At 65.5% G+C, this 13,499-nt stretch carries 9 protein-coding genes and 6 pseudogenes; 9 read left to right on the forward strand and 6 right to left on the reverse strand.

The genetic code is table 11. From position 1 onward, the window contains the following. Window positions 1-88 precede the first annotated feature (88 nt). Genes shn_RS30070 through shn_RS30080 form a run of 3 tightly spaced genes read right to left on the reverse strand, consistent with a single transcriptional unit; the run spans window position 89 to window position 2,105 of the window. On the reverse strand, window positions 89-1,357 hold the full coding sequence (locus shn_RS30070; RefSeq protein WP_064334208.1) for a M20 family metallo-hydrolase: 1,269 nt from the start codon (window positions 1,355-1,357) through the stop codon (window positions 89-91). Next, the gene (locus shn_RS30075; RefSeq protein ID WP_371328633.1) at window positions 1,354-1,878 is read right to left on the reverse strand and encodes an L-2-amino-thiazoline-4-carboxylic acid hydrolase; all 525 of its coding nucleotides are present in this window, start codon (window positions 1,876-1,878) and stop codon (window positions 1,354-1,356) included. Before shn_RS30075 ends, shn_RS30070 begins: the two co-directional genes overlap by 4 nt. Window positions 1,879-1,913: 35 nt before the next feature. Continuing rightward, window positions 1,914-2,105, reverse strand: a complete 192-nt coding sequence (locus tag shn_RS30080; RefSeq protein ID WP_064334210.1) for a hypothetical protein — start codon at window positions 2,103-2,105, stop codon at window positions 1,914-1,916. Between the two features lie 162 nt (window positions 2,106-2,267). On the opposite strand from shn_RS30080, the gene shn_RS30085 reads away from it, so the two are divergent. The 5 genes from shn_RS30085 (at window position 2,268) to shn_RS30100 (ending at window position 6,023) form a co-directional block, all read left to right on the forward strand. Beyond that, window positions 2,268-3,134 carry a LysR family transcriptional regulator gene (locus tag shn_RS30085; protein WP_064334211.1) on the forward strand — a complete coding sequence of 289 codons (867 nt, stop codon included), beginning with the start codon at window positions 2,268-2,270 and terminating at the stop codon, window positions 3,132-3,134. A 113-nt stretch (window positions 3,135-3,247) separates the two neighbouring features. Further along, window positions 3,248-4,651 (forward strand): PLP-dependent aminotransferase family protein, encoded by a 1,404-nt coding sequence (locus shn_RS30090; protein WP_064334212.1) that lies wholly within the window; start codon window positions 3,248-3,250, stop codon window positions 4,649-4,651. Window positions 4,652-4,804: 153 nt separating this feature from the next. Further along, window positions 4,805-5,191 carry a DUF983 domain-containing protein gene (locus shn_RS30095; RefSeq protein ID WP_050745294.1) on the forward strand — a complete coding sequence of 129 codons (387 nt, stop codon included), beginning with the start codon at window positions 4,805-4,807 and terminating at the stop codon, window positions 5,189-5,191. Between the two features lie 96 nt (window positions 5,192-5,287). Beyond that, the gene (locus shn_RS36635; protein WP_168168995.1) at window positions 5,288-5,434 is read left to right on the forward strand and encodes a hypothetical protein; all 147 of its coding nucleotides are present in this window, start codon (window positions 5,288-5,290) and stop codon (window positions 5,432-5,434) included. Window positions 5,435-5,519: 85 nt separating this feature from the next. Continuing rightward, window positions 5,520-6,023 (forward strand): hypothetical protein, encoded by a 504-nt coding sequence (locus shn_RS30100; RefSeq protein WP_064334213.1) that lies wholly within the window; start codon window positions 5,520-5,522, stop codon window positions 6,021-6,023. Window positions 6,024-6,153: 130 nt separating this feature from the next. Here shn_RS30100 and shn_RS30105 read toward each other — a convergent pair. Continuing rightward, a pseudogene (locus tag shn_RS30105) lies at window positions 6,154-8,528 on the reverse strand (transketolase). A 130-nt stretch (window positions 8,529-8,658) separates the two neighbouring features. Here shn_RS30105 and shn_RS30110 point away from each other — a divergent pair. Beyond that, window positions 8,659-9,152, forward strand: a pseudogene (locus tag shn_RS30110) (Lrp/AsnC family transcriptional regulator). A 148-nt stretch (window positions 9,153-9,300) separates the two neighbouring features. Continuing rightward, window positions 9,301-10,197 (forward strand): LysR family transcriptional regulator, encoded by an 897-nt coding sequence (locus shn_RS30115; protein WP_064334214.1) that lies wholly within the window; start codon window positions 9,301-9,303, stop codon window positions 10,195-10,197. A 3-nt stretch (window positions 10,198-10,200) separates the two neighbouring features. Here the strand turns inward: shn_RS30115 and shn_RS30120 are convergent. Next, window positions 10,201-11,213 (reverse strand): annotated as a pseudogene (locus shn_RS30120) (zinc-binding alcohol dehydrogenase family protein). Between the two features lie 305 nt (window positions 11,214-11,518). Here shn_RS30120 and shn_RS35320 point away from each other — a divergent pair. Both shn_RS35320 and shn_RS37240 read left to right on the forward strand, forming a co-directional pair. Further along, a pseudogene (locus shn_RS35320) lies at window positions 11,519-11,893 on the forward strand (MbcA/ParS/Xre antitoxin family protein). 8 nt (window positions 11,894-11,901) lie between these two features. Continuing rightward, window positions 11,902-12,397: pseudogene (locus shn_RS37240) on the forward strand (RES family NAD+ phosphorylase). 283 nt (window positions 12,398-12,680) lie between these two features. Here the strand turns inward: shn_RS37240 and shn_RS37245 are convergent. Next, window positions 12,681-13,304: pseudogene (locus shn_RS37245) on the reverse strand (endonuclease/exonuclease/phosphatase family protein); the annotation flags it as partial. Between the last annotated feature and the right edge of the window lie 195 nt (window positions 13,305-13,499).

A 13,499-nucleotide genomic window follows, 5' to 3' on the forward strand; every position in this document is an offset into this window, starting at 1 on the left:
TGGAATCATGCAGGCGGCTCGGACGGGGTAGGGGAACGAAGTGCTTGTCAGCACGCTCTTCCCGGTCCGGAAGAACGGCAGGTATCCTTCAGATCCGCGCCCGTCTTGATAGCAAAAGTTCATCGGCGCGCAAAACACTTCGCAGCAGGGCATTCGCGCCGTCGGCGCATTGCTGCTGAGAGGAGAATTCACGCGCATTGTGCGACAGCCCATCACGCGAGGGTATGAAAACCATCGCCGTCGGCACCTGGCCGGCAAGATGTGCCGCGTCATGGCCCGCGCCCGACACGATGTCCATCGCCGGGAGGGCTAGATCCTCCGCGGCTTGTGCGACCAGCCCGCGCAACCCCGCATCGAAGGCGACCGGAGCCTTGCGCCATACGGTGGAGACCGCCGCCCCGGGCACCTGCCGATTCACTTCGTCCCGGATACCCGCCTCCATCGCCATAAGACCCGCTTCGTCCGGGTGACGCAGGTCCACTTCGAGGCAGACCTCGCCCGGAACGACATTTCGGGAATTCGGGGCAACATGGACATATCCCACCGTGCCGACGCCCGGGGAATGTTTCAGGGCGACGGCCTCGACGGCCTGGATGACCTTCGCGGCCGAAACCAGCGCATCCTGGCGCAACGTCATCGGAAAGGCCCCCGCATGCGCCTCCGTTCCCTTGATGCGGATGTCCAGCCAGCGGAGCCCCTGCACACCCGTAACGATGCCGATGGCGCGTCCGGCCGCTTCCAGCACGGGTCCCTGCTCGATATGCAATTCCAGATAAGCCGCCATCGGCAAATGCCCGGGCGGATGCTCGCCCCTGTAGCCGATCGCCTCCAGCGCCTCTCCCAGCGAGATACCATCCTTGTCGGTGCGGGCGGACATGGCGTCAAGCGCATGGACGCCGCAGAACACCCCGGACCCCATCATGGCGGGGGCGAAGCGGGAGCCCTCCTCATTGGTCCAGTTGACCACGGTGAAGGGATGCGCAAGCCGCCGGCCGGATATGCGCAGGATGCGCAGGATTTCGACGCCGGCCAGCACGCCGAGAATGCCATCGAAGCGACCGCCGGCCGGCTGGGTGTCGAGATGGCTTCCGACGGCAATGGAGGGGAGACAAGGATCCGTACCGGGATAGGTGGCGAACATGTTGCCGATGCGATCGACCTCGACCGTACAGCCAAGCGCCCGGCATTCCGCCTCGAACCAGCGGCGCACGTCGCCATCGGCCACGCTGCCGGCAAGGCGGTTCATGCCGGTCTCGCCGGCGGCGCCAAAGCGCGCGGTCACGACGATATCGGACCATAGCCGCTCCGCATCGACGAGAAGCGAGGGCAGGGCGGCGGGTGACGGGATGGCGCTCATTCTCCCGGCCCCTGCACATCCGCGTGGAAACGGTATTTGAAGTCGCAGTGGGAGGCTCCCTCCATCACCGTCTGGCTGCGTTCCAGCGTGATGCGCGGATCATAGCCCGTGCAGAAGACACCGCCCCGGTTGCACGAAAGGAGGTGTCCGATATGGCCGAGGCCCATTTCCCGATAGGTCTCGGCGTAGCGACAGCGCTTGACGTTATAGTGGAATTCCGCATCGGTCGCCTTCGTAACCTCGATCACCAGGGCATCATCCTGCGTCCAGAGATCCTGCAGTTCCTGGAAGGTGCGCAGCGTCGTGCCGCCGGGGGTCTTCGCGGCGAAGGCCTGCCCGGCCTTGATCGCGGCCTGCCGGATGGCGGCATCGAGAATGGCCTCCGCCTTTTCCACGCCAATCTGCCGGCACATTTCCTCATAGATCGGCGCGATGATGCCGGCCTCGATCTTGCGCCGGGCGAGGATGCCGATCTCGCCGTCCATGGCGGCCCGGGAATCGATGCTTTCGCTTGTCGTCATCATGGTGATCCTTCTGATTAGACGTGGATTTGCCGCTATGCCGCCCAAAGACGGCCAGCACGGGGGAGGGGGCTGTTGTGCCCCGCCTTTCGAAACGCATCCCAGGCAAGCGCCGGGTTGCTGGCGGCGGTCGGCTTGCCCGTCACCGCTTCCACGGCGTCGACGATGCTGGAACAGGCCTCGACGCGAGGCAGCAGCAGAAAACGCCGTGTTTCCGGCTCGATCACGGTGTCATTCGCCGGCGATCACCGCCGGTTTGCCTGTCCTCATCCGCCACGCCGGCATCTCCTCCGCTGCTTCACAGGCCCGCATTGATGACCGCAAAGGTTAATCGATAGAAGCGATGTTTCTTCATGGATTAAGCGATAATCTTCATATATCCTTTTTCCATGGACACCTCTCTTCTCCAGTGTTTCCTCACGGTAGCGGACACGCAGAGCTTTTCGGCGGCGGCAGAACGGCTGAACATCACGCAGTCGACCGTCAGCCACAAGATCGCACGCCTCGAGAGCCATCTCGGCAAACAGCTATTCGAGCGCACGACCCGCTCCTGCGTGCTGACCTCCGACGGGCGGGAGCTGATCGCCCATGCCACGCGCGTGGTGCAATCGATCGAGGAGATGGAGCAGAGCTTCAAGCCCGATCTTCTCAGCGGCACGCTGGTGGTCGGCGTTCCCGACGACCATTACCTCTTCGTCCCGCTCACCGTGGCGCTGAAGAATTTCATGCGTGAAAAGCCGCGGGTTGGCGTGGAGATCCGGGGCGGGCTGTCGAGTGACCTGCTGCGGGACCTGCGCCAGCGTAACATCGACCTCGCCGTCATCCGCGACGTACCCGCAATGCAGGACGGCGACGTGCTGTGCACGGAGAACCTCGTCTGGATCACCGCCCCCAACTGGGTGCCGCCACCGGATGGCACCGTGCCGCTGGCGCTGGTTCGCGGCCCCTGCGCCTACCGCGGCGCGGCGATTTCCGCCCTGGAGCAAAACGGCGTGCGCTGGAAATGCATGGTGACCTGCACCAGCCTGCAGGGCGTCTTCTCCGTCGTGCGTGCCGGCCTGGCGGTGGCCGTGGTGACCGAGGGCGATATCGGCAGCGGCATCCGCGCGGCTCCCGCAGGCGGCCCGCTGCCGCCACTTCCCGCTTCCTCCCTCAGCATCCGCTACGCCGACAGGCAGCCGACCCTCGCCGCCCGCGCGCTTGCCCGCACCATGGCCGACGTCCTCACGCAGAAGGCCGCCATCCCTGCCGGCTGACATTCGTCAAGCCGGCTTCTCCGGAATTGCGACGCTTTGTCCGCATCCGCGGGATGACAGGCCAGCATACAGGCAATATACCGTCAATCTATGTTGGCTTGGAACCCGCAGGCATGAAGAACTGGCATCCCGATCTCGGCCGCAGCAGCAGCCCCCTCTACATGGCGATCGCCGATCTGATCGAGATGGACCTGCGCGGCGGGCAGCTCTCGGCCGGCGACAGGCTGCCGACGCACCGGGACCTTGCCCGGCGGCTCGCCATCGACGTCACCACCGTCGCCCGCGGCTATCTCGAAGCGCAGAAGCGCGGGCTCGTGCAGTCGCATGTTGGCCGCGGCACCTTCGTGACGGGTAGCGCGGATACGGCGCGCGGCAATTTCACCCTGGACGCATCACCCGACAGCCGCCGCGCCGCCCTGATCGATCCCTCCATGAACATGCCGCCGGAACCGGACGATCCGGCCTTGCTTGCTCGCATGCGCGAGGGCCTTTCCGCGCTCGCCGCCGATCTCGTTCCCCTGCTGCGCTACCAGAGTTTCGGCGGCGCGGCCATGGACAAGGAAGCCGCCGCGCTTTGGCTTAGCCGCCGCAGCCTCACGCCGCCGCAGGAACGCATCTTCGTGGCACCCGGCGCCCATCCCGCGCTGCTGGCGATCTTCGGCATGCTCACAAAACCGGGCGACACCGTGCTTGCCGAAGCCATCACCTATCCGGGCATGCGCTCGATCGCCGCGCAGCTGCGTCTGCGGCTCGTCGGCCTGCCAGTGGACGATCATGGCGTCCTGCCGGATGCCTTCGCGGATGCCTGCGAACGCGAAAAGCCGAAGGCGATCTATCTCAATCCGACGCTGCAGAACCCGTTGACGCTGACCATGCCCGCCGCCCGGCGCGCGGCGATCGCCGCCGTGGCGCAGACATACCGCCTGCCGATCGTCGAGGACGATGCCTATGGCTTCATTCCGGAAGATGGCCCCGCGCCGCTTGCCGCCCTCGCGCCACAGCTCACCTGGTATATCGGCGGCCTGTCGAAATGCATCGGTGCGGGCCTGCGCCTTGCCTATGTGGCCGCGCCCGACGACAGCCGGGCCCTCTGGTCCTTCGCCGGAGCCATGCGGGCGGGCAATCTCATGGCCTCGCCCCTGACGACGGCGCTCGCCACACGCTGGATCGAGGATGGCACGGCCGACGCCATTCTCGAATTCCTCCGCACGGAAGCGCCGGCCCGCCAGGCACTGGCCGCCAGTCTCCTGCCCGCCGGCTACCGCGCCGATCCCTTGAGCTTCAACATCTGGCTGCCGCTGCCGCAGGGCTGGACACGATCCACCTTCGGCACCCACATGCGGACCTGCGGCCTCGGCGTGATGGCCAGCGATGCCTTTGCGGTCGACGGCACGCCGCCCGAGGCCGTGCGGGTCAGCCTCGGCGGCCCGGTAACGCGGCCGCAGCTTCAGACCGCCCTCGAATTCATGGCGCATGCGCTCGAAGGACCTCCGGAAATGGCCGGCTCCTTCTTCTGATCCCACACATCTCCCGATCGAATGAAAGCAGCCCCGCCGGCGGCAGGCATCCGCGCGCCTGCGTCAGTATGTCTGATCGACATATTGACCGCATGATTGCATCTATATGACAGCACACAATGATAGGATTGAATGGATAAGGAAAATGCAGCCATGAACGAGACCTATCCTCAACTCCCACCCATGCAGACCGGCATCCGGGGCCGTTGCCCGCGCTGCGGCCAGGGCCATCTCTTCAAGGGGTTCCTGACCCTGGCGCCGAAATGCGAGGCCTGCGGCCTCGACTATTCCTTCGCCGACCCGGCCGATGGCCCGGCCTTCTTCGTCATCTGCTTTGCCTGCGTGCCGAGCGTGCTGCTCGCCGTCTGGCTGGAGGTCGCCTTCAGTGCCTCGCTGCTGACGCAGGTGCTGGTCACCGGGCCCTTCATGCTGTTGACCTGCATACCCCCGCTACGACCACTCAAGGGATGGTTGGTCGCGAGCCAGTATTTCTACAAGGCCGAAGAGGGCAAGGTGGTCCGCCGGCAGGCAGGCACCTGACACGAGGGGAGGGGCCGACCAGGTGACGTTCGACAGCCGCAGCCAAGGCGGGTTCTCCGCATACATTTCGCGGATCAACCCCTTGAGCTTGTCGGCATGCTGCTGGCGAAGGAACTGCCCCTTCAGCAGAATTTCCTGATCTTCACGCCGCAGGGAGGTTGCCGCACCAGTCGCGGCCTGAACGGCCGTGATTGGAGCGGCGCAGCGGGCCACAACGGTTCGGTGGCAGCCTCCATGAAATAGAGACCAGGCACGGCGGCGTTTCCACGCCGCCGTGTCTGTGTTAGGGAGCGCGGCACGTCGACCGGAAATCAAGGGTGAGCCTTCCATGAATGCTGCGCTGTACGCGGACTATGTCGCGGACCTGAGGGGTCTGTTCGCGGAGCTGGATCGCCATCCCGAACGCTTCCAGACCTTCGGCGCCCATCTGGAACTGGCCGTGGCAGGCGGCCTCGTCGTCTACGAAACGACGCGCCGCAAGGGCCAGACCGACAGCCTCTTTTATGGCTGTCCCGCCGGCACCGGCGCCAACCAGCAGATGTCGCAGGCCTCGGCCTTTGCCGCCATCGACCGGTTCTTCGCGCTCGGCCAGTTCGTCGCGCTCACCGGCAACCGCAAGGGGGGCGACGACACGCTGGATGCGCAATATCCGCATTGCGCCGTCCGCTTCTCCTATCGCCGGAAAGGGCACCCGGCCGCCCGCGCCATGCTGATGGTGTTCGTCGGCTTCAACGACGATGCGGATGCCCTGCATTACGTTGGTGGCAACGATCCGTCTCTCTTCGTGGCCGAGCGGCCTTACCGCACGGAACGGGCCTACGAGTGGACCTGACCTAGGCGACGCCAGTCCGTGCCCGCAGACGGCTGGTCCGCGAGCCGATGACAGACATCCAGGACGACAGCGCGGCGCCGCTCACGTTCCCGAACCCGTGCTGCCGCCCTTCCGGATGCGACGTTCCGCTTCAGCCGCCGGTTCGGAAGGTGCGCGCCGCGTCCACGATGGCATGCGTATCGATGCCGAAATGGGCGTAGAGATCGGCGATCGTGCCGGTCTGGCCAAAGTGCTCGACACCGAGCGAGACCGTGCGGTTCCCTTCCACTGCGCCGAGCCAGCCGAGCGTCGCCGGATGGCCGTCGGTGGCGGTGATGAGGCCCGCAGCGCGCGGAACCGCGGAAAGCAGCGTCTCGATATGGCTGCGGGCGCTGGCATCGCCGTGGCGGCGGGCGCGTTGCGCCGCCGTCCAGCCGGCATTCAGCCGGTCGGCAGAGGTGACCGCCAGCACCGAGACGTCGCCATGTGTTTCGGCGAGCCGCCCGGCCGCCATCAGCACTTCCGGCGCGATGCAGCCCTGATAGGCGAGCACGATGCGGGTGCGCGCCGAAGGCGGACGCAGCCAGTAGGCACCGTCGATCACGCCCTGCCGGAAGGCCGGATCCTCGCGGCGAAGCGCGATCTGCTCCAGCGGCCGCGTCGTCAGGCGCAGATAGACCGAGCCGCCGGTCTCGTCCCGCAGCCAGGTGCGCCTGTCATGCGTGCCGTCGCCGTCACGCTGCATATAGTCGAAGGACCAGTCCATGATGACGGACAGCTCGTCGAGGAAAGCCGGCTCGAAGCTGGCCAGCCCGTCCTGGCTCATGCCGATGAGCTGCGAGCCGATCGACTGGTGCGCCCCGCCTTCCGGCGCCAGCGTCACGCCGGAAGGCGTGCCGACGATCATGAAGCGCGCATCCTGGTAGCAGGCATAGTTCAGCGCATCGAGGCCGCGTGCCACGAAGGGATCGTAGACCGTGCCGATGGGCAGCAGCCGCTCGCCGAACAGCGAATGCGACAGGCCGGCGGCGCCGAGCAGCAGGAACAGGTTCATCTCGGCGATGCCGAGCTCGATATGCTGGCCCGCCGGGCCGAACTCCCATTTCTGCGCCGAGGGCACGCGCTCGTCGCGGAACGTATCGGCCATCCGCTCGCGGGCGAAAAGGCCGCGGCGGTTGACCCAGGGCCCGAGATTCGTCGAGACGGTCACATCCGGCGCCGTGGTGACGATGCGCGCCGACAGGGCGTCGTCGCGCCTGGCGATCGCATCGAGGATCTTGCCGAAACCGGCCTGCGTCGACAGCTCGCGATCCTCGAGGAAAACCGGGCCGGAGGAGGGCACGGCAGGGGAGGTGAAGCGTCGCGTGCCCTCGGCGAAGAAAGGCACCGTCTTCAGGAACGCGCGCACCGGGGCAGGCGAGGGGATCGCCCCGAACGTCTCCCACTCCGTACCCGGCGCAACGCCGATGCGCTCCTGGAACGTCTCCATCTGGGCCTTGGTCATCAGGCCGGCATGGTTGTCCTTGTGGCCCGCGAGCGGCGTGCCCCAGCCCTTGATCGTATAGGCGAGGAAAACGGTCGGCCGGTCGTGGTCGATGCTCTCGAACGTCTCGATCAGCGTTTCGAGACAATGGCCGCCAAGATTGCCCATGAGGTCGGAAAGCGCATCGTCGCTGCGCGCCGCCAGAAGGTCCGCGACGCCCTTCTGCGTGCCGATCTCGTCGGTGAGCCGCTTGCGCCAGGCGGCCCCGCCCTGGAAGGTCAGCGCGGAATAGAGCTGGTTCGGGCATCGATCGATCCAGCCGCGCAGCGCCTCGCCGCCCGGCTCCCGGAAGGCGGCGTGCTGGAGCGCGCCGTATTTCAGCACCTTCACATCCCAGCCGAAAGCCGTGAAAATGCCTTCGATGCGCTGCCACAGGCCTTCATGCACGACACCGTCGAGGCTCTGCCTGTTGTAGTCGATCACCCACCAGGTATTGCGCAGGTCGTGTTTCCAGCCTTCCTGCAGGCATTCATAGATGTTGCCCTCGTCGAGCTCCGCATCACCGACCAGCGCGATCATGCGCCCGCCCGGCTGCGTCCCGGCCCAGGGCTTGGCGGCAATGTAGTCCTGCACGATCGAGGCGAAGGCGGTGATCGCCACGCCAAGCCCGACGGATCCGGTGGAAAAATCGACGTCGTCGATGTCCTTGGTGCGGCTCGGATAGGATTGCGCCCCGCCGAAACCACGGAAATTCTCGAGCTTTTCGCGTGTCTGGTTGCCCATCAGGTACTGGATGGCATGGAAGACCGGCGAGGCATGCGGCTTGACCGCAACACGGTCCTGCGGCCGCAGCACATGGAAATAGAGCGCCGTCATGATCGAGGCGAGCGAGCCGAGGAGGCCTGGTGCCCGCCGACCTTCACCTCGCCCTTCTCACGCAGGTGGTTGGCATTGTGGATCATCCAGCAGGCATGCCACAGCACCTGCCGCTCCAGGTCTTTCAGGCATGCCAGCTGCGCTGGCGTCAAGGCCGCCTCATTCATGCTTGTCTCACTCCCGTCCTCCAATGACGAGGAATGCTACACCGGCGCGGCCGGGAAAACTGATCGCAGTTGACCGACGATAACGAAATTGCGAAATAGATTTCGATAATTCCTCTTTCTGCGGTCAACTATGCCGATTTCCAAGCCTGGCCTCGATGCCGCCTCCATCCGCATCCTCGACCTCCTGCAGCAGAATGCGAATTGAGCGTTTCGGAACTGGCGGAGGCGACGGGCCTGTCGGCCTCGCCCTGCTGGCGGCGGGTCAACGACCTCAAGGAAAACGGCGTCATCAAGGGGTCGGTCGCGCTGGTCGATGCACAGGCGCTGGGGCTGGCGGTCAATGTCTTCGTGCAGGTCTCGCTGAAGCAGCAGGACCGGGAATCGCTCGACGTCTTCAACGCCGCCATCCGCACCAAGCCCGAGATCGTCGAATGCTACCTGATGACCGGGGAGGCGGACTACATGCTGCGCGTGGTGGTCGAGGACCTGATGAAGTTCCAGGCCCTCGTCGTCGACTTCCTCACGCTCATCCCGGGCGTCGCCAATATCCGCTCGAGCTTCGCCCTCAGCCAGATCAAGTATACGACGGCGCTTCCGACCGGACATCTGAAGGGACGTTCCTGAACGGCGAGGGCACCGTCATCCGCGCCAAGTCCGACAGCACCACGTGCCATGAACCTTTCGGCGCGGGAAACATGGTTGCGCAACATCCCTTGCGGTCGAGCCCGATAATTGCTTCGTTCCCGGCATCATCATTCGGGAAAAGCGATCAATGCTGCTTGAAAATCTCTCCCTCTTCCTGTGCATCGTCGAGAAGGGCGGCCTTGCCGTTGCGGGCCGCGAGGTCGGCCTGTCGCCTGCGACCGTCTCGGAACGCCTGGCATCCCTGGAGGCCTATTACGGCGCGGCGCTCCTGACCCGCACGACACGGGCGATCAGCCTGACGGAGGAGGGCAGGGCGCTCGTCGAAGGGGCGAGACGACTGCTGGCGGAGGCGGAGGAGCTGGAAAGCCGCGTGCGGCACGGCGCGGATGTCATTTCCGGACCGATCCGGCTCAGCGCGCCGGAAGATCTCGGCCGTCGCCTGCTCGTGCCTGTCATCGACGCCTTCCTGGCCGAGCATCCCGCCGTCACGATCGATCTCAACCTGACGGACGGCAATGTCGACATCGTCGGGCAGGGCATGGATTTCGCCGTCCGGCACGGCATGCTGGCCGACAGCAGCCTCAAGGCAAAGTCGCTCGGGGAGAACCGCCGCGTCGTCTGCGCCGCGCCGGCCTATCTCGCGGCGCACGGCACGCCCACCCATCCGAACGATCTTGCGCAGCACGACTGCATCGTCATGCGCTTCGGGCAGAACATCGACCGTGACTGGCCGTTCGTCATCGACGGTGTGGTGCGCAAGGTGACCGTGCGCGGGCGGCGGGTCGTGAACGATGGCGGGCTGGTGCGTGAGTGGTGCCGGCAGGGGCGCGGCATCGCGCTGAAATCGATCCGCGACGTGGCCGAGGATCTCGCCGCCGGCGCGCTTGTCGAGCTGCTCGGTGATTTCTCCGCCGGCAGCACGGCATTGCAGATCGTCTATCCGCCAAGCGCCGTGCAGCCACGGCGCGTGCGCATGCTCATCGACCGCATCGCCGCGGCCCTTTCGACGGGCTGCGGCGTCTGAGCGTCAGAAGCCGGCGAGCACGATCTTGCCCCTGGCCTTGCCGGATTCGATGAGCGCATGGGCGCGCTTGAGGTTCTCCGCATTGATGGTGCCGAAGTTCTCGTTGAGGGTCGACTTGATCCTGCCGGCATCCACCAGCGCGCTGACCCGGTTCAGTAGCGCGTGCTGCTTCTCGATATCGGCGGTGGCAAACAGCGAGCGGGTGAACATCAATTCCCAGTGCAGCGAGATCGACTTGCGCTTCAGCGGCAGGGCATCCAGCGTCTTCGGGTCATCGATCAGGCCGAAGCGGCCCTGCGGCGCGATCAGTTCGACGATTTCACCCAGATGGTCGTCGGTGTTGGTCGTGGAGAAGACGAAGGCCGGCTGGCCGATGCCGAGGGCTTTCCACCTGCGCGGCCAGCGGCTTGCGATGATCGATGACATGATGGGCACCGAGCGCCTTCACCAGTCCTGGGTTTCCGGCCGCGAGGCGGTGGCGATGACCGTGAGGTCCGTCAGTGCCCGGGCGATCTGGATGGCGATGGAGCCGACGCCGCCGGCGCCGCCAATGATGAGGATGGCATCTGCCGCGCCGGTAACGGGCCGCGTCGCGTCCAGCCTGTCGAACAGCATCTCCCAGGCCGTGATCGACGTCAGCGGCAGGGCGGCCGCTGCCGGGAAGTCGAGCGAGGCCGGCTTGTTGCCGACGATGCGCTCGTCGACGAGGTGATATTCGGCATTGGTGCCGGGGCGGTTGATGGCGCCGGCATAGAAGACCGTGTCGCCGGGCTTGAACAGGCTTGCCTGTGGGCCGACGGCCGTGACGATGCCGGCCGCATCCCAGCCCAGCACCCGCCACTGACCCGGTTCGGCTTTTGCCGAAGCGCGGATCTTGGTGTCGACCGGATTGACCGAAACCGCCTTCACCTCGACAAGAATGTCGCGTCCGTGGGTTCCGGGCGCGGAAGGTCGATATCGACGAGGGCCGTCGTGGCATCGATGGATTGCGGATTTTCGTAGCCGATGGCTCGCATCATGAAACTCCTGAATATGTACTGCGAAAAGCAGGGCCTGCCGGGCAGATGGACCGGCGAGAGCGCCTCGTTGCGGGTATGAACGAGGAGAAGATATGTCTTGCGGCCTTCGCCGATAATTGCCCTGCCATAGAATGGATAATTCGGATTTCCCGTATTCTGCTCCATCGATCTTGCCAAAAACGGAGCGCTTCGAATGAATCTCGCGGGTGGACGTCCCTCTGCTGCGGGCACGGTCGCCTCCTCCTTTCGGCACCTTACCATTGAACTCCGCGATATCTGACGCTATATTGCGGTCATAATGAATGGCAAGTTCGGAAGGAAATCGCCATGGCCTTGCCCAGTATGCCGACGATGGGCTTTTCGTGCCGCGCAAGATCGCCGATGCCCTGCGCACGACCAGCGAGGAAATCGCGCGGACGGGCCGGGCTCGGGAAGGATGCCGTCCAGCGCAAGGACCGCGTCCGCTCAGACAAGACCCAGCGCCGCCTGCGCGAGATGATCGAGATCGTCAACAAGGTCGAGCCCCGTTTCGGCTCGGCGCTGATGGCTTATGCTGGTATCGTTCCGAGCCGCTTCCCGGCTTTTCCGGCCAGACGGCCATGCAACTGGTCCGAAGCGGGCGCGCGGACGACGTGCTCGACTATATCGACGCAGTCGACGCCGGCATCCACGCATAGCCCGGCAGATGCGCTATCAGGGAAAGTTATACCGGGCGCTGAACCCGGTCTATGCCCGCGAACCGCTGTCCGGGCGCGGTGCGGAGCTCTATGGGCGGCCGGTTCAACCCGAAGGGCATGCCGGCGCTCTACACGTCGCTGTCGATCAGACGGCGCTGCGGGAGGCCAACCAGGTCGGCAACCTGCAGCCGACCACCCTCGTTTCCTACGATGCCGATATCGCGCGGGTTTTCGACTGCCGCGACGCGGAGGCGCTGTGTGCGGAAGGCATGGATGCGGCCGCGATCGCCGATCCGGCCTGGCGCGACCAGATGCGGGCTTCCGGCACCTCCCGAACCCAGGATTTTGCGCGCCGGCTTTCGGCGCCGGCTATCAGGGGCTGCTCGTGAAGAGTTTCGCGCCGGCCGCGATGGACGGCGATCTCAACCTCGTCCTGTGGACATGGGCGAGGCCATGCCCAGCCGCCTCGTCCTGATCGACGACGAGAACCGCCTGTCGCGGTAGAGGCCGAATTGCAAGCGTCTCCTTCGTCGTCTTGTCGATCAACACCGCGTACGGGCGCAAGCCCCGAAAGAGGAACGCGTTTCCCGCCGGCAGGATTACATGATCTCGAAGTCGGCGCAGAGCGGCAGGTGATCGGAGGCGCGGCGGGCAAGCGGGCTGTCGTGCACGAATGCCCGCTCGACGCGAATCCCTCCCGACAAAGATATGATCGATCCGCAGCAGCGGGAGCCGTGAGGGAAAGGTCGGCTGCGGCGGCCGCCGGCCATGACCTGCGCATCCCGAAGCGCCGCACGAGCAGGCGATAGGAGGCGGAGCGCGAGATGGCGTTGAGATCTCCGGCAAAGAGGATGCGGGAATTCTCCGGCATCTCCGCTCCGAGCCAGCCAGGCCCGATCAGCGCTTCGGTCTGCCGCACGCGCTCGGCGCCGAGAAGGCCGAGATGGGTGACGAAGACCTGCAGCTTCACCATATCGACCGGCACCTCGACCCATAGCGCGCCGCGCGGTTCGCCACGGGACGGCAGACCGCCGGCCTTGACGAGCCGCGTCGGAAGCGCCGTGAGCAGGGCGTCGCCATAGCGCTTCCTCTTCCAGATGCAGCGCCGGATGGAAATGCGAGACCATGCGCAGATGCTGGCGATGGTCTCTGCCTGGTCGATGCCGCCACTGCGGGCACGGGCCACATCGACCTCCTGCAAGGCGATGATATCAGCCTCGCATTCGGCGATCACCGCGGCAATGCGGGCGGGATCGAGCTTCCGGTCCGTGCCGAAGCAGCTGTGCACATTGTAGGTTGCGATCCTGAGCCGCCTCGCCATTGCCGTCCTCTCGTTGCTTCCGACGCCTTCGGGAACCCGGGACGCCGCATTTTCGTTCCGCCGGGACAGAGCGAGGAAGACCCGACGCATGAAACGAAGCCATATCCTGCATGCCCTTGTCGCCTGCGCAGTGCTTGTCGCCGGCTGGCTGGTCTACCGGACGCTGAGCCAATATTCATGGCGGAGATTACAGGCTCGATCGCCGCCATTCCCACGACAAGCTTCGCCCTGGCACTCGTTTTCGCGGCCTGCTCCTATCTCTGCCTGACGCTCTTCGATTTCCTG

Source organism: Shinella sp. HZN7 (genome assembly GCF_001652565.1).
In the GTDB taxonomy this organism is placed as follows: domain Bacteria; phylum Pseudomonadota; class Alphaproteobacteria; order Rhizobiales; family Rhizobiaceae; genus Shinella; species Shinella granuli.